General features: G+C 41.6%; 16 protein-coding genes. 13 read left to right on the top strand and 3 right to left on the bottom strand.

The annotated features are described in order from the left end of the window. From HUS62_RS19320 to fliD, 3 genes are all read left to right on the top strand, one after another. A partial coding sequence (locus HUS62_RS19320) for a flagellin (RefSeq protein ID WP_258536820.1) occupies positions 1 to 437 on the top strand: 437 nt, incomplete at its 5' end. Positions 438 to 563: 126 nt separating this feature from the next. Then, complete coding sequence (locus tag HUS62_RS19315) at positions 564 to 986, top strand: flagellar protein FlaG (protein ID WP_258536819.1); 423 nt, start codon at positions 564 to 566, stop codon at positions 984 to 986. A gap of 40 nt (positions 987 to 1026) precedes the next feature. After that, positions 1027 to 2433: a flagellar filament capping protein FliD gene (fliD, locus tag HUS62_RS19310; protein ID WP_175080835.1), complete on the top strand. Its 1407-nt coding sequence runs from the start codon at positions 1027 to 1029 to the stop codon at positions 2431 to 2433. Positions 2434 to 2590: 157 nt separating this feature from the next. Here fliD and HUS62_RS19305 read toward each other — a convergent pair whose 3' ends face one another. Continuing rightward, the gene (locus HUS62_RS19305; RefSeq protein WP_175080834.1) at positions 2591 to 2878 is read right to left on the bottom strand and encodes a hypothetical protein; all 288 of its coding nucleotides are present in this window, start codon (positions 2876 to 2878) and stop codon (positions 2591 to 2593) included. Next, positions 2878 to 3279 carry a flagellar export chaperone FliS gene (gene fliS / locus HUS62_RS19300; RefSeq protein WP_175080833.1) on the bottom strand — a complete coding sequence of 134 codons (402 nt, stop codon included), beginning with the start codon at positions 3277 to 3279 and terminating at the stop codon, positions 2878 to 2880. Before fliS ends, HUS62_RS19305 begins: the two co-directional genes overlap by 1 nt. Positions 3280 to 3572: 293 nt before the next feature. Here fliS and HUS62_RS19295 point away from each other — a divergent pair, with 293 nt between their 5' ends. Continuing rightward, positions 3573 to 5012 (top strand): sigma-54 dependent transcriptional regulator, encoded by a 1440-nt coding sequence (locus tag HUS62_RS19295; protein ID WP_175080832.1) that lies wholly within the window; start codon positions 3573 to 3575, stop codon positions 5010 to 5012. A gap of 33 nt (positions 5013 to 5045) precedes the next feature. Here HUS62_RS19295 and HUS62_RS19290 read toward each other — a convergent pair whose 3' ends face one another. Continuing rightward, entirely contained in the window at positions 5046 to 5633 is a 588-nt protein-coding gene (locus HUS62_RS19290) for a DNA-3-methyladenine glycosylase I (RefSeq protein ID WP_063529302.1), read from the bottom strand. A 127-nt stretch (positions 5634 to 5760) separates the two neighbouring features. Here HUS62_RS19290 and HUS62_RS19285 point away from each other — a divergent pair, with 127 nt between their 5' ends. The 9 genes from HUS62_RS19285 (at position 5761) to HUS62_RS19245 (ending at position 16712) form a co-directional block, all read left to right on the top strand. Further along, positions 5761 to 6873, top strand: coding sequence for a PAS domain-containing sensor histidine kinase (locus tag HUS62_RS19285; RefSeq protein WP_054562185.1), 1113 nt, complete (start codon positions 5761 to 5763; stop codon positions 6871 to 6873). Next, positions 6870 to 8273, top strand: a complete 1404-nt coding sequence (locus HUS62_RS19280) for a sigma-54 dependent transcriptional regulator (protein WP_175080831.1) — start codon at positions 6870 to 6872, stop codon at positions 8271 to 8273. The genes HUS62_RS19285 and HUS62_RS19280 overlap by 4 nt, the downstream gene beginning before the upstream one ends. A 169-nt stretch (positions 8274 to 8442) precedes the next feature. Further along, on the top strand, positions 8443 to 8775 hold the full coding sequence (gene fliE / locus HUS62_RS19275) for a flagellar hook-basal body complex protein FliE (RefSeq protein ID WP_054562183.1): 333 nt from the start codon (positions 8443 to 8445) through the stop codon (positions 8773 to 8775). Between the two features lie 20 nt (positions 8776 to 8795). After that, the gene (gene fliF, locus HUS62_RS19270; RefSeq protein ID WP_175080830.1) at positions 8796 to 10511 is read left to right on the top strand and encodes a flagellar basal-body MS-ring/collar protein FliF; all 1716 of its coding nucleotides are present in this window, start codon (positions 8796 to 8798) and stop codon (positions 10509 to 10511) included. Continuing rightward, complete coding sequence (fliG, locus tag HUS62_RS19265; protein WP_175080829.1) at positions 10504 to 11544, top strand: flagellar motor switch protein FliG; 1041 nt, start codon at positions 10504 to 10506, stop codon at positions 11542 to 11544. The genes fliF and fliG overlap by 8 nt, the downstream gene beginning before the upstream one ends. 3 nt (positions 11545 to 11547) lie before the next feature. After that, positions 11548 to 12366, top strand: a complete 819-nt coding sequence (fliH, locus tag HUS62_RS19260; protein WP_175080828.1) for a flagellar assembly protein FliH — start codon at positions 11548 to 11550, stop codon at positions 12364 to 12366. A 17-nt stretch (positions 12367 to 12383) separates the two neighbouring features. Then, positions 12384 to 13718, top strand: a complete 1335-nt coding sequence (gene fliI, locus HUS62_RS19255; protein ID WP_055020702.1) for a flagellar protein export ATPase FliI — start codon at positions 12384 to 12386, stop codon at positions 13716 to 13718. Then, positions 13718 to 14173 carry a flagellar export protein FliJ gene (gene fliJ, locus HUS62_RS19250; RefSeq protein ID WP_055020703.1) on the top strand — a complete coding sequence of 152 codons (456 nt, stop codon included), beginning with the start codon at positions 13718 to 13720 and terminating at the stop codon, positions 14171 to 14173. The genes fliI and fliJ overlap by 1 nt, the downstream gene beginning before the upstream one ends. 100 nt (positions 14174 to 14273) lie before the next feature. Continuing rightward, a complete protein-coding gene (locus tag HUS62_RS19245) occupies positions 14274 to 16712 on the top strand; it encodes a flagellar hook-length control protein FliK (RefSeq protein ID WP_175080827.1) in 2439 nt (812 codons plus the stop codon). The last annotated feature ends 39 nt before the right edge of the window (positions 16713 to 16751 follow it).

Here is a 16751-nt window from a genome sequence, read left to right as displayed (position 1 = left end):
CAGACTCTACTCGTGTTTTAGGTGCTATACAGCTAAATTCATCTAAATCATTTACAGTTACAGGTAATGATGATGCATTAGTTGCAGCTGCGAATGTTGATAATACAATTAATAGTACATCAGTTGGTGTGGATGAAGTTGATATCAGAACGCAAACAGGCTCACAAGATGCGTTAGCGATTATTGATGCTGCCATAGCACAAATAGATAGCCAGCGTGCAGACCTTGGTGCGATACAAAACCGATTTGGTCACACAATTAGTAACCTTGCAAACATTTCTGAAAACGTATCTGCTTCACGTAGCCGTATTCAAGATACAGACTTTGCAACAGAAACTGCACACATGACTAAAAACCAAATCTTGCAACAAGCGGGTACATCAATCTTGTCGCAAGCGAACCAGTTACCACAAGCAGCGCTTAGCTTAATTGGTTAATAGTGTGATTAGTTACAACAACTAATGGTTAAGTCAGCATTAGTTAACTAAAATAAAAAGGAGATTGGCTTACGCTAATCTCCTTTTGTTGCATTAGCTATAGGGTAAAATGTTTAAGGAGGCGTTATGAGTGCAATAACCCAAAGCCCTGATTTTGCAGTGGCTCCACAAAAAGCGGATGACAAGCTAGCTGCGAGCCCGCAACTGACAGCAACGGCGATTGATGAATCAAATAAAACGGACAGTAGACTTCAACAACAAACACAGCAAAATTATCAACAAGCGCAGCGTAAATTGGACGAAAGCGCTGATAAAGACGAGCTAGGCCGTGAGCAGCTTGAGAAAATGGCGCAACAATTGCAGGATTTCATGGGCGAAATGAATCGTAGTTTGCAGTTTCAAGTAGATGAAGACTCAGGCCGTGATGTTATTAAAGTGGTTGATAAAAACAGTGGTGAGTTAATTAAGCAATACCCATCTGAAGAAGTGTTAAGCCTAGTGGCTAAGCTTTCTGAAACTGCGGGTTTTTTAATTGATCAAACTGTTTAAAGTTTTTTGTTAAGTTAAATGTGTAATGTGAGGAAGTGTTATGGCTATTTCATTTAATGGTTTAGGTTCAGGTTTAGCAGTATCAGATATTGTTGATGCGTTAGTTAATGCTGAGCGCACCCCTTTTACTTCGCGTTTAAATAATAAAGAAGCAACCCTAACGACAGATATTTCAGCGGCAGGTGCACTAAAATCTGCACTTGAAAAATTACAAACGTCAATGGAAGCATTAGGCGAAATTGATAACTACCAAAAGCGCAGTATTTCTGGTAGTGATGATTTTGTAACTCTAAGTTCTGACAAAGATGCGGAGCCTGGTGGTTACAATGTAAAAGTAAACAACCTTGCGACTGAACATAAATTGATGTCAAGTGCATTTGCAGAAGATGCCGCAGTAGGTGAAGGTACGTTAACTATAGCGTCCGGTGAGAATAGTTTTGATATTGATGTGTCAGATACTGCAACTTTGTCTGAAATTCGTGATGCGATTAACGACAGTAAAGACAACGACAGTGTAACAGCAACGATTATCACCGACGATAATGGCCAGCATTTAGTTTTATCAGCAAAAAACAGTGGTGTTGAAAACGCAATAAAAGTTACAGCAACTGATGCTGATGGCAATAATACTGACGCGGCAGGTTTATCGGCTCTAGCCTATGACACCGGTTCAGGGGTTACAAACATTAACGAGGTGATTGCTGCAACAGACGCTTCAATTACCATAGATGGTAATTTAACAGTTACAAGCAGTGATAACGAGTTTGCAAATGTTATTGATGGTGTAACTATCACCGCTAAAAAAGCCCATGGCGCTGATGACGACGATAGCACCCTTAAAATTACAGAAAATAATAATAATATTAAAGCGGGCTTAAATAGTTTTATTGAAAGCTACAACGAATTACTTGAGCTTAGCAATAATTTAGGTAAATCAGGTGAAAGCGGTGCAGGTGTGATGGCTGGTGACTCTATGCTTCGCGGTGTAATGTCAAAACTCCGTCAGCAACTAACCAGTGAAGTTAGCCTTAGTGATGGCAGTAGTTTGTCGTTATCTAAGCTTGGGGTTGAAGCAGACCGTTACGGCAAATTAAGCTTAGATACTGAACGCCTAAACGAACAAGTAGAAGCCGATGTAGACTTAGTTCAAGAGTTCTTTTTGGGTGAGGGCGATGAAGGCGGCTTTGCGCAATCTTTTGATGAGCTAATGAGTTTTTATACAGACTCAGATGGTATTGTTCAAAACAGAATCGACAGTAAACAGACTCAGTTAGATGGCTTAGATGATGAGCGCATTGATTTTGCAAGAAAAATGGAGTCGTTAGAGTCTCGTTTATATGCACAGTACAATAGCATGGATTTACTTGTAGCCCAGATGAACTCAACCAGTAGCTACGTGCAAGCGCAGCTTGATAATATGCCAGGGGTTGTTAAAAATAGTGACTAATTAGTCTATTTATTTCATTGTTTGAGCGCCAGATAAACAGGCGCTTTTTTTTGCCTAAATTTTAGTCGAGACTTTATGTTGCGCAATGTATATAGATTACAGCTATATAAGTAAGCTAAATATATAAAATAAGTGCCTGAAAGCAACAAAACGCTAATTAGCGTTTAGTTGCTTTATATTTAGAAATAGCTTTGTGTGATTTACGCTGGTTGATCAGCTCAGCCTGAGTTTTGTCTCTGGCGTTTTTCAGTTTAGCTGTAGCGGTTAAAATTTTGGCTTGTATAGCTAATAACTCTTTTTCTTGAGGTGGTGTCTCACTCTCACACCAATGCTTCAACTCTTGGTCAATAGCTATTAACGTTTGGCTTGCCAGCTCAATCTCTGTTTTATCTATGTGCTCTGACAATGCAATGAGTAATGCATCTAGAGCGATATAATTCGGCATTATTGCTCAGCTTTAGGTACGCGCTCTTCGAGCGGAATAGAATCCCACCCTTCTTTTATTTCTTTAACGATACGAATAACATCGTCTACTGCTGCAATGTCGTTGTTTACATTTGCTTCAGTTAACCTGCGTTGGCAAAAATCGTACAGCGATAGTAAGTTGCTTGAGATATCCCCGCCATGCTCAAAATTTAGTGCATCTTGTAGCGCACCAAATAATAAAATGCAGCTAGAAATATTTTCACCTTTTTTTTCAAATTCTTTACGCTCAATAAAGCCTTTAGTTGCTGCTAAGCGTCCGATAATATTGCTGAAGATCAAATTGATCTGCTCATAAGGAGACATTTCATTAATGTTGCTAACGCTAACTTGACTGTACTTTTTTATCGATATGTGTGCCATGAGAAAATCCTATATTAAAAACACCGATTCATAAAAATAGATAAGCAATATTAATGCCATTGATGTTATCTTTCTTTGAGCATTTCTATAGAGATTATAGCAACGAGTATAGGATATTTTAAAATTCAAACAGGCTAAATTTTTAAGTTGGTTCTTTAGTATTAAATTTTAGTGCTAAGTGACTATTTTTTGGCGTTGATGTCAATAAATTGCCGCTTAGCGCTTGCATCCCTCCTAAACTCGCTTACAATTTAGAAATTAACTAACCTCGTGGTAACTGTGGTTCGCCAATAATGATCTTAATTTTAGACAATAATAATAATCGTGCGATAGGTTTACATGCAGCACTTACCTTCATTGGTGAAACTGCACAATTAGTTGATGAGACTACATTACAGTCTTTTTGTGAAAAACATCAACAGCAAGAATGTATGGTCATTCTTGGTGCTTTACAGCAGCTAAATCACGAGGCTGTGATCAAACAGTTTCCTGCCATTCCGTTTTTATTAATTGGTGAAACACTCAAACCGTTACTAAGCATTGCAAATGTAGTTGGTTTAATTTGTGAGCCATTTAACCATGATGTAACTACTCAGCTATTGCATGATTGTCAGCAATATCAGCGCATGCTACCAGGTGACCATAAACAAGCTAAATCTAACAAATCATTTGATGGTTTAGTCGGTGAGACCGAAGCTGTAAAAGACGTGCGCTTTTTAATTGAACAAGTAGCAAAAACCGATGCAAATGTACTGATCTTAGGTGAGTCAGGCACAGGTAAAGAAGTTGTTGCACGTAACGTTCATTTACTCTCTAAACGCAATACCGGGCCATTTGTGCCGGTAAACTGTGGTGCTATACCAGGCGAACTACTTGAAAGTGAGCTATTTGGCCATGAAAAGGGTGCCTTTACGGGCGCTATTTCTGCACGAAAAGGGCGTTTTGAATTAGCGCAAGGCGGCACGCTGTTTCTTGATGAAATTGGTGATATGCCTTTGCAAATGCAGGTTAAACTACTGCGTGTGTTGCAAGAGCGTAGCTATGAGCGAGTAGGGGGTACTAAGCCTATTCAAGCTGATGTACGCATTATTGCTGCGACTCACCGCAACCTTGAAGAAATGATTGAAAAGGGGGACTTCCGTGAAGACCTTTTTTATCGTTTAAACGTGTTTCCAATTGAAAATCCTTCGCTTAGTGAGCGTGCTGACGACATTCCTCTGCTTTTAAAAGAGTTAATGCGTCGTGTGAACGAGCAAAGTGGCACAACGGCCAAATTCACTGAGCGTGCGATTCAAAGCTTAAAAGAGCATGCGTGGCCGGGGAATATTCGTGAGCTTGCTAACTTAGTTGAGCGCATGGTGATCATGTTCCCTGATAAAGTTGTTGATGTGCCAGATCTACCTGCTAAATATCGTTATATCGAAGTTGAGGCTTATGAGCCTGAGTACCCAGAAGAGTTGATGGAGCGAGATGCTTTCAACGATATTTTCAGTACCGGCTTTAGTGATTATGATGAGGAAGAGCTTGATGTACCAGCAACAACGGCTGACTCAGGTTTATTACCAGATGAAGGAATTGAGCTCAAAGAGTATCTTGCTGAGCTAGAAATTAGCTTAATTAGCCAAGCATTAGAGCGCTATGATTACGTTGTTGCACGTGCAGCAGAAATTTTAGGTGTTAGGCGCACCACACTGGTCGAAAAAATGAAGAAATACAACCTAACGCGCGACTAAGCCGCGTTAGGTTTCTTCCTCGGTTTTATCTCTTTAATATTCACTAATTATCTCAGCTTTTCTAAAGCAATCATTGCTATGGTCATTTACCATGCCACAGGCCTGCATGTGGGCATACACCGTCGTAGGGCCTAAAAACTTAAAACCGCGCTTTTTTAAATCTTTGGCGAATGCTGTTGAGGCTTCAGTAATAGCCGGGTAATCCTCTAATTTATCAAGATCGTTTACCAATGGTTTGCCACCAACAAACTGCCATTGGTAATTTGAGAAACTGCCAAACTCTTTTTGAATCTCAATAAAACGTTGCGCGTTATTGATAGTGGCGGCGATTTTAGCGCGATTACGAATAATACCTTCAAACTGCATTAACCTTTCGACGTCGTCTTCGGTCATTTTGGCAACCTCTTCGACAACAAAGTTTTTGAAGGCACTGCGATAGCCATCACGCTTTTTAAGTATGGTATACCAACTCAGTCCTGCTTGTGCTGACTCTAAGGTTATAAACTCAAATAAGCGGTGATCATCATATAATGGCACCCCCCATTCTTGGTCATGATAGGCCACATAATCTTCTTTGCTTGTATCGAGCCATGGGCAACGACAATGGTGTTCTTTTTGCATTATTCCCTCGCGATTGTCATTTTTTTGTCAGTGTTGTTTTGTCTTTAATTTATTGAAATAAAACAAAAATAAATTTGGTACGGATTGTGCATTTAGCTAGGTAGACACGATTTTTTGAGTATCGATTATGGCCTTAGCAAATGTCCTAAAACCACAATTTATCACAGCCAAACAATATAACCCATGCTTACAACAAGAAGAGTATGTGGGTGAATTGAGTGAGCTGCGCCAACAAGCCAGTTGGTTAGGTCATTTGGTTGATACCATGCCTGCGGGTGTGGTGGTTTTAGATGGCCGAGGCATGATCGCAAAAGCCAATCAAATTGCCATCGATATGCTAGGTGAACCTCTTGAAGGAGAAAAGTGGTTTAGCGTAATTCAACGCTCATTTCGACCACAGCAAGACGATGGACATGAAGTATCACTTAAGGATGGCCGTTTAATAAAGCTTGATATTACTGCGCTTGCTCCAGAGCCAGGGCAGTTAATTTTAATGACAGATTTAACTGAAACCAGACGCTTACAAAAGCGAGTAGCACATATGCAGCGCTTAAGTGCGCTTGGCAAAATGGTCGCTTCGCTTGCTCATCAAGTCAGAACACCGTTATCTGCGGCCATGCTTTATGCTGCCAATTTAGGCTCAAAGCGATTGCCAGAAAGCTCGCGTGGCAACTTTCATACGAAGCTAATGTCGCGTTTAAAAGATTTAGAAACCCAAGTGAACGATATGCTGTTATTTGCCAAAAGTGGTGAGCAACAAGTGGTCGAAAGCGTTTCAATGCAACAGTTACTTAATGAAGTAAAAGCCGGTGCTGATGCTATGGTTGCACAAAATAACAGTGAACTTAGCGTGAACTTACCAGAACCTGATATTGAAATTATGGGTAATAAAACGGCTCTGGCGAGTGCTATTCAAAACCTGATCCACAATAGTATTCAAATTATTGGCTCTGAGGCTGTGGTAACCCTGAGTGCCGAACGTGACGAAACTAGCGAAAACTGTGTTCGTATCAGTGTCAGTGATAATGGCCCAGGTGTTGATTTACGTCATGCCAACAAATTATTCGAACCTTTTTACACTACCAAAAGCCAAGGCACGGGGCTTGGACTTGCTGTTGTAAGTTCAGTCGCCAATGCGCACCAAGGACGGGTTGAAGTGACTAATAATGCTCATGGGGGAGCATGTTTTAGTTTGATCTTGCCAATTAGTGCAGAACCAATGTCAGCGGAGGCAAAATGAATACTAACTCTATTTTAGTCGTTGAAGACGACGCAGGCTTACGAGAAGCACTGATTGATACCCTTGAAATGTCGGGTATTGATTGCGTTGCTGCAGATAGCGCTGAACAAGCGATGATCTTGCTTAAGCAAAATAGCTATTCATTGGTTGTTAGTGATGTGCAAATGGGCGCTATGAGCGGCCTTGACCTGCTACGTAGCATTAAACTTAATTACCCTGAGCTGCCGGTATTAATGATGACGGCCTATGCCACTATCGATGATGCTGTAGAAGCAATGCGTTTAGGCGCGATTGATTACATGGCAAAGCCGTTTGCTCCAGAAGTGCTCCTTAATATGGTTAGCCGTTATTTGCCTGAAAAGGAAAAAGAAACCGATGGTCCAATCGTTGCCGATCCATCAAGCATTAAGCTATTAGAGCTCGCGAGCAAAGTTGCCCGCTCAGATGCCAGTGTCATGGTACTCGGCCCAAGTGGCTCGGGTAAAGAAGTGTTGGCTCGTTTTATCCACGATAAATCAAATCGTAGCGATGCTCCCTTTGTGGCTATTAACTGTGCTGCTATTCCTGAAAACATGCTTGAAGCAACCTTATTCGGTTACGAAAAAGGGGCGTTTACCGGCGCTATTCAAGCTTGCCCGGGTAAATTTGAGCAAGCTCAAGGTGGTACCATCTTACTTGATGAAATTACTGAGATGGATTTAGGCTTACAAGCTAAATTACTGCGTGTACTTCAAGAGCGCGAAGTAGAGCGCTTAGGCGGTCGTAAAACGATAGAGCTTGATGTTCGCGTTCTAGCTACAAGTAACCGAGATTTGAAAGAAGCGGTGAGCGAAAATCTATTTAGAGAAGATTTATATTATCGCTTAAATGTATTCCCGCTATTGTGGAAACCATTAGCCGAGCGCCCTGGCGACATTATTGTATTGGCTGAGCATTTAATAGAGCGTCATTGCCTGAAAAGTAAAGAGCCTATAGCTCAACTAAGTGAGGGTGCGAAACAAAAGCTGCTATCGCATGCTTGGCCAGGTAACGTACGAGAGCTTGATAACGTTATGCAACGGGCGTTGATATTATGCGATGGGAATAGTATTCATCAAGATGATGTCTTTATTGAAGAGTTGCTTACGGTTGATATCAAGCCAGTCGCTACGCCGCCACACAACGCACCAGTATATCAAGAACAGCCTGTTGAAGTTAATTTAGATACCGTGCCACAAGTGAGTGAGCAAGGTAATTATAAAGACGAGCTGAAAGACAAAGAGCATCGTATTATTTTAGAAACCTTAGCGCGCTGTAATGGTAAGCGCAAAGAGGTTGCAGAAACCTTAGGTATTAGCCCGCGCACGTTACGTTATAAACTGGCGCAAATGCGAGACTTGGGTATAGCCTTACCTGCATAAACACCTTCCAAAAAGTTACTCAAACAAGCTCACATTTTTGTGAGCTTGTTTGCTGTCAAAACTCTGACATGAAAATAAATGGTTCAAGTTGTTGAATTTATTTGTTTTATTTTGTGGCACGGTTTGTGCTTTATCAGTGCATAAGTAAACTGCATTGTCAGAGAGTATTATGAAAGTTCAAAACAGCGCATTATTTCAAGAAATGCAAGCTATGGCTTCAGAAGTAGGCCGTAGTAACTCAATTAATAATTTACCAACACAAACTCAGCCAACATCGTCGGCACAGTTTGGTGATTTACTTACCAATGCACTTGATACCGTGAATGGCTTACAACAAGACGCTAAGCAAAAAGTAACAGCAATGGAAATGGGCGATCGCAGTGTTTCTTTAGCTGACGTAATGATTGCTTCGCAAAAATCATCAGTCGCTTTTGAAGCTACGGTGCAAGTTCGAAATAAACTTGTTGAAGCTTATAAAGAAATCATGAACATGCCTGTGTAACTAGGTAGTGGAGAATTATTGTGGCGCAATCTAATCAATCAACTGATCTAGCCTTAGCAGGCGGCGGTATCGATTCAACCGATACTGATGATCAACAAGAGCAAAAGTCAGGCTACCTAAGTGCCTTAAACGGTGTAGATGTTTTACGCCAGGTTACTTTAGTGATCGCTTTGGCAATCTGTTTGGCTATCGCAATTTTTATTATTATTTGGGCTCGTCAACCAGATATGCGTCCGCTTGGCAAAATGCCAACGGAAGAGCTTATTCAAACGCTGGACTTTTTAGACGCTCAAAAGATTGATTACGAACTTGATGGTAACGTCATCTCTGTTGAAGAAGGTGAATACCAAAACATTAAATTATTGATGGCTCGTGAAGGCCTGGAGCAAGCGCCAAGCTCAGGTACTGACATCATCATGCAAGACATGGGGTTTGGTGTTAGCCAACGCCTTGAACGTGAACGTTTAAAACATGGTCGTGAGCAACAGCTTGCACGTACCATCGAAGAGCTAAAAAATGTTACTCGCGCCAAAGTACTTTTAGCTATTCCAAAAGAAAACGTATTTGCTCGTCGTGAAAAACAACCTTCAGCGACGGTAGTGCTTACCTTAAAACGCGGTCGTACACTTGACGGTGAAGAAGTTGACTCAGTAGTTGATATTGTTGCCTCAGCAGTCCAAGGTTTATCGCCAGAGCGTGTTACTGTTACCGATCAAAATGGTCGCTTACTTAATTCAGGTTCACAAAACTCACTTGCTGCTCGCTCTCGTAAAGAGTATGAGATTGAACGTAAGCGTGAAGAAGAGTACTTAAATAAAATCGATAGCATCCTTATTCCAGTTGTAGGCTTAGGTAACTATACCGCGCAAGTCGATTTAAACATGGATTTTAGTGCAGTCGAAGAAACACAAAAACGTTATAACCCAGACTTACCTGCTGTGCGCAGTGAAACCACGTTCGAAGAAAACAACATCGGTGGTCTTGCAGTGGGCATTCCTGGTGCGCTAACGAATCAGCCGCCAGTTAACTCTAATATTCCAGAAATTGCAGGCCAAGGTGGAGCAGGCTCAGCAACGAACCCAAGTCGTTCGCATAAAGAAGCAACGCGTAACTACGAGCTTGATACAACAATTTCGCATAAGCGTCAGCAAACCGGTGTTATTCGTCGTATCAGTGTTTCAGTTGCTGTAGATTATGTACCGCAGGTGGGTGAAAATGGTGAAACAACCATGGTTCCTCGCTCTGTAGAAGCATTGTCAAATATTCGTCGCTTATTACAAGGCGGTGTTGGTTTTGATATGCAGCGTGGTGATGCACTTGAAGTTGTCACAGTGCCATTTGTTCGTGAAGATGTAGGTGAAGCGATTGAAGTTCCGCTTTGGGAGCAAGATTGGTTCATGAAGATGCTACGCTTAGCATTAGGTGCCCTAGTTATTATCGTACTGATTGTCTTTGTAGTAAGACCTATGCTGAAACGTCTAATTTACCCAGACGATACACTAGAAGAATATGATGAAGATGCATTAAGTGCGGGTGTAGATATTGGTGATAGCACGCTAGATATGCTAAATAAAGACTTTGACTCTGCTGCTGTAGGATTCTCAAGTGATGGTACACTACAGCTGCCAGACTTACATGGTGATGAGGATTTACTCAAAGCAGTTCGTGCATTGGTTGCTAATGAACCAGAACTGTCTTCTCAAGTAGTGAAAGCGTGGTTAACAGAAGATGACTGATCAAGAACAAAAACAACTACCAGCAGCGTTTGATGTTGATAAATTAGACGGTGTTGATAAGGCGGCAATATTATTGCTGAGCTTATCAGAAGAAGATGCTGCGCAAATCCTTAAGCACTTAGAGCCAAAGCAAGTGCAAAAAGTGGGGATGGCGATGGCCGCGCTAGATGATTTATCGCAAGCGAAAATTAGCGCAGTCCATAATTTGTTTATTGAGCAAATTCAAAGCTTCAGTACCATTGGCTTCCAGTCTGAAGACTTTATCAAAAAAGCCCTTACAGCAGCGCTTGGTGAAGACAAGGCAGCCAGCCTTATTGACCAAATTGTTATGGGCTCAGGAGCGAAAGGTCTTGATTCATTGAAGTGGATGGACTCAAAGCAAGTGGCGAATATTATTCGCAACGAGCACCCGCAAATTCAAACCATTGTTTTATCGTATTTAGAGCCAGAGCAATCAGCGGAAATCTTGTCGCAATTCCCAGAAAAAGTGCGCTTAGATTTAACCATGCGTATTGCTAACCTTGAAGAAGTTCAACCAGCAGCATTGCAAGAGTTGAATGAAATCATGGAGAAACAGTTCGCAGGTCAAGCTGGTGCGCAAGCTGCGAAAATGGGTGGCTTGAAAGCGGCTGCTGATATCATGAACTACCTAGATACCAATGTTGAAGGTCAGTTAATGGATTCAATCCGTGAACACGATGAAGAGATGTCACAGCAAATCCAAGACCTTATGTTTGTCTTTGAGAACTTAATGGATGTTGAAGACCGTGGTATTCAAGCAATTCTTCGTGAAGTACAGCAAGATGTATTAATGAAAGCAATTAAAGGTACTGACGAAGCATTAAAAGAGAAGATTTTAAGTAACATGTCTAAACGTGCTGCTGAATTACTCGCGGATGATCTAGAGGCAATGGGCCCTGTTCGTATTAGTGAAGTAGAAGCGGCACAGAAAGAAATTCTTTCTGCGGCACGTCGTTTAGCTGACTCAGGCGAAATTATGCTTGGTGGCGGTGGTGGTGAGGAGTTCCTGTAAGCCATGAGTAAGTCTTCATTTCATACAGGACGCCCAGTGCATGCCAGTGAAGCTGCTGATGAATTATTGGAAAACTGGCCAATTCCTGAAGTGACGCAAGATACAACAAAACTCGCTGGACGCTCAACGGCGTATGGCACGCCTTTAGCTGACTTATATCGTAAAGAGCAGCAAAAGCAGCTGGTCGAAGAGCAGCCAGAAGAGCCTGAAATTCCGTCGCTAACAATGGCTGAGCTTGAAAAGATCCGTCAAGATGCCTACGAAGAAGGACTAAAGCAAGGCCATGAGCAAGGCTATATAGATGGTTTTGAAAAAGGCGCACATGAGGGAAAAGAAGCTGGCTTTAAAGAAGGTGTTGAGCTTGGTAAGGAGCAAGGCCAAGAAGAAATAAAGCCAATTTTAGAAGAGCAGCTCACCAACTTAAGAAGCTTACTTGATAGCCTTTCTCAACCATTATCTAAAGTCGATGAAAGTGCCGAAAAGCAGTTAGTGCAGTTAGCTGTGATGTTAACTGAAGTTTTAGTTTACCAAGAAATTAAAACCTCACCTGAAGTCATTTTACATGCTTTGAAGCAAGCTATTGATGCGTTAGGTGAAGAGCAAGCTAAAGTACGTATTCACTTACATCCTGATGATATTACTTTAATTACCGAAAGTTATGGCGAACAAACTATCGCAGATAACCATTGGCAGTTAGTTGCAGAACCGACTTTAGAACGTGGTGGCTGCGAAATTAAAACCCCGCAATCATCCCTCGACATGACAATAAAAACCCGCGTCAAAGAAACGTTGGAAAACTTTTTGCATAGCAGTGGTATCTAACACTTTATAGGCTCATCATGAGTGCTCAATCAATGACTCTAAGCGAACGCTTACAGCGCTATGAAAAACATATCAAGGCCCCAAAACCAGCTGTTGCCGGTATTCTGACGCGTGTCGTTGGTTTAACGTTAGAAGCAAAAGGGCTTAGAGCACCTGTTGGCAGTCAATGTAAAATTGAAACCATTAACGGCTTTGTTGATGCTGAAGTCGTTGGTTTTAATGACCAAACACTTTACTTGATGCCAAATGATCACATCTCTGGCGTACTGCCTGGTGCCCGAGTTATCCCAAAGCTAAATGAAACTGGGTTGCCTGTCGGCATGAGTTTACTTGGCCGTGTAGTGGATGGCCTTGGTCGGCCACTTGATGGCTTAGGTGCCATTAATGCTGAGCATCACTTAAAGTTTGCGCAAAACTCAATTAACCCTCTTGCAAGACGACCAATTAGTCAGCCTATGGATGTAGGTGTACGAGCCATCAACTCCGTTATTACCGTAGGTCAAGGCCAGCGTATGGGCCTGTTTGCAGGCTCTGGTGTCGGTAAATCAGTATTACTGGGTATGATGACTCGCGGCTCTGAAGCAGATGTAATTGTGGTAGGTCTTGTGGGTGAACGTGGTCGTGAGGTAAAAGAATTCATTGAAGAAATTTTAGGTGTTGAAGGGCGTAAGCGCTCAGTGGTGGTTGCAGCTCCTGCGGATGCTTCACCATTAATGCGTTTAAAAGGCTGTGAAAGTGCAGTGACCATTGCGGAATACTTTCGCGATCAAGGTCTTAACGTATTGTTATTACTTGACTCCGTTACCCGTTATGCCATGGCGCAACGTGAAATTGCCTTAGCAGTTGGCGAGCCTCCTGCGACTAAGGGGTATCCGCCTTCAGTATTTGCTAAACTGCCTGCGCTGGTGGAACGTGCCGGTAATGGTGGTGAAGGGCAAGGTTCAATCACCGCGTTTTTCACTGTGCTTAGTGAAGGGGATGATATGCAAGATCCAATTGCTGACTCTGCTCGTGCTATATTAGATGGCCACATTGTTTTATCTCGAGATTTAGCTGACAGTGGTCATTATCCGGCTATTGATATTGAAAAATCGATTTCTCGTGTTATGCCACAGGTTGTATCTGAAGCACATATGCAACAAGCTCGTGTGCTAAAACAAGTGTATTCAATGTATCAACAGAACAAAGATATGATCACACTAGGTGCGTACCAAAAAGGCACAGATCCTATGCTTGACCAAGCAATTAATATGATGCCACGTGTGAATCAATTCCTTCAGCAAGGCATGAAAGATGTGATCAGTTATGATGATGGTCTGCAAGGTCTTGCGCAGTTATTAGGACAAGGTTAATGGCTCAAAGTAAACTTGATTTATTGCTAAAGCTTGAGAGCGATAAAGAAGAATCTTTACGCATGGATTATTTAAAAGCACAGCAGCACTTACAAAGCAATCAACAAAAACTGCAAGGGCTGAATAACTTTCGCATGGAGTATTCTCAGCAGTTACATTTGAAAGGACGATCTGGTTTGTCTAGTGCTGGGTTTAGTCAATATCATGCTTTTATCGCAAAAATTGAAGAAGCGATACGCCAGCAAGCCAGCACAGTGAATACTGCAAAACAAGTTGTTACGCAGCGCAAAGCATTGTGGTTAAAACAACAAGTGAAAGCAAAAGCAGTAGCGAAGTTAATCGAAAAGCAAGCTGAAAAACAAGCGATGAAAGTAGCTAAAGCGGAGCAAAAAATGCTGGATGAATTTGCTTCAAATCAGTTTTATCAACGTCAGCTTAAAAACGCACTTCTCTAAAATACTATCTTTTTTAGGCATGTTAATTGCATTTACCTAACCAGTAGCATTAATTTTGGCACTTGCGGCGGCAAATTGCCTCTTTAGTTTTAGGTGAATTATGGCGATCAGTGATATCAATTTGCAGGTTAAAACTGAGCAAGGTACTGGTTTTTCAGGCAAAGACTCAGAGTCTAGCGACAAAGCATCGGGCTTAAGTTTTTTAACTTCACTTACAGAAGCAAGTGAAGCGGCAAACGCGCAAGCAAATACCACCCCTCAAACAAAAAATGATGCAGATACTCATTCTGTTGATGAAACTAAAGCTATCAGTATTTCTGAAGAGCCTAAATCAGATGCCAAATTAGGTGATGAAAACACAACTGCTGATGCTAAAGTTGCAACTGCTACCACGTCTACACAGCAGCAATCTAAAACAAGTCCAGATATTCGTAATGAAGCTGTAACTAAAGAGCCAAGCGATGAACTTGCACTTGTAGAAGATGAAGAAAACTCACTGCTTTCGCAAATTAATGCAGCTCAAGCTATGAGTACACGTGTTAATAAATTGATTGAAAATAATGACTTTAGCCCAGTAGTTGTTGATAAAAAACCAACCCCAATCGATACCATTACACCTGTTATACCTTCACCGATGACAGACGTTGCACAAACCGATGATTCAAAAGCCGACGCTGAAGGCGACAGTTCAATAGCAAGCTTATTACATAAGTCTAAAGTTGCGACAGCGGTAGATAGCCAGCTAAAAGCGATTGGCGATTTACCACCAAAAGATAGCGTGACTCCGATTGTTGATGGTCCATTAACAGACAAAGAAAAGCAGGGTGTTTCAGCTGTTAATACACCTGATACAAAGCCTCAAGTAGCTAACTTTGCCAGTTCAACACAAGCAACTGACAACAAAGAAACCACAGTTGATGTAGACGCTCTGTTAAATAGCGCTCAGAAACAGGCTGTGAATTCAGACGCTACAAAAACATCTGAAGGCAAAGAACTTGGGGCAAATGAGACAAGTAAAACTGTTTTAAATAAGGTGGTTGCAGATTTAAATAGCGATGCTCAAGTAGATACAAAAACAGCTGAAGTTAATTCAAAACAAACACAAAGCTACACTGACAAAACGGCAGCAAATTTCAGTGCTGAGCAAAGCATTGCTAAAAACATTGAAGCTGGCACGGCAAAAATGGCAGATAAACCAGCTGACGCAGCTGCCAAAATTGATCAAGCCGTAACAGAAAAACCAGTTTTAGATAAACCAGTAACAGATAAGTCAATCGTTAGCTTGCTGGCCAAAGTACAAAGTGGCGATGGGCAGGCTGTAAGTGAGTTCGCTAAAGGTTTATCGCTAACCTCTGAGCAACAAAAGCAACTTGAGCAACAAATAAATCAACTTAAAGCTGATAATAAGCTCGGTGCTGATGAGGTGGCAACAATCAAGTTGCTATTGACTGATGTGAACAGTAGTAAGCCTACAACGCAAGCTGCACAGAGTCCTGTATCACAACTTGCTGTAGAGCAAGACATTGCTGAAGAAAGCCAGGCAAAACAAGATGCTAAATTAGCTGACAATAAGGCTCTCGATAACAAATTACCTACAGGTGTAGAAAAGCAAATCACGGCGCTGACTAAGGATGAGCAGCAAGCATTGTTAAACAAAGTGAACACTCAGCTGCAAACGTTAACGCCGGGCACTGCTCAGTACGAAAAATTAGCTGCAGCTCAAACTGTGCTGACAGAGGCTATAAATGCCCCTGCAACAGCCAGTACTGCGATGCCAGTAACCGCAGCAACAGTTAATGTTGAAAATAATAAAGCGAAACCAAATAATACCGCGCAAATTACAGCCGATGTGACAAAAGTAGTTGCTAGTGAAGAAGTAACCACAGAGCTTGATACAAAAATTAATACAGAACGTACACAGGAAACTGTTACTGTGCGTGTAGCTCAATTATTTACTCAGCTAACGACTCAAGCAAATGCAACAACACAACCAGGTGCCTATGAGATGGCTCATCAGCAATATGAGCAAGCACTAGACGTACAAACAATGCATACACAAACAACTGCGCAAACTCAGACTCAATCTAAATCGGTGAATGTTGACCCTGGTGTAATGCAAGCGATTAATATCATAAAAAGTGATGCTGCAAAGATGCTTCAAGAGCGAGTTAGCGCGTTACTAAATATTAATAATAAAGAAGCTGAAATTCGCTTAGATCCGCCAGAAATGGGCAGTATGCAAATTCGTATACGTAGCGATGCGGAGCAAGCTCAAATTAATTTTGTTGTTCAAAATCAGCAGGCTAAAGAAGCTTTAGAGCAATCGATGCCACGTTTACGAGAAATGCTTGCACAGCAAGGTATTGAACTTGGTGAAAGTAGTATCCAGCAAGGTAGCCCAGAGCAACAACAAGAGCAGTCTGGGCAAGGTCAGCTTGCTGGAAATCAACAAGCTGAGGAGCAGCAGCCAGAAGTAACAGCACAAAGCGCAGAAACTTCTCGACAACAATCTTCATCATCAATAGATTACTATGCATAAGTCCTGCTATTATAAGAAATAAAATAGTTACAGCGCGAG

The sequence above is a fragment of the Pseudoalteromonas sp. 0303 genome (assembly GCF_013349995.1).
Lineage (GTDB): Bacteria > Pseudomonadota > Gammaproteobacteria > Enterobacterales > Alteromonadaceae > Pseudoalteromonas.
The sequence above is the reverse complement of the archived record's forward strand: the minus strand, read 5'-3'. Positions and strand labels throughout refer to the sequence as shown.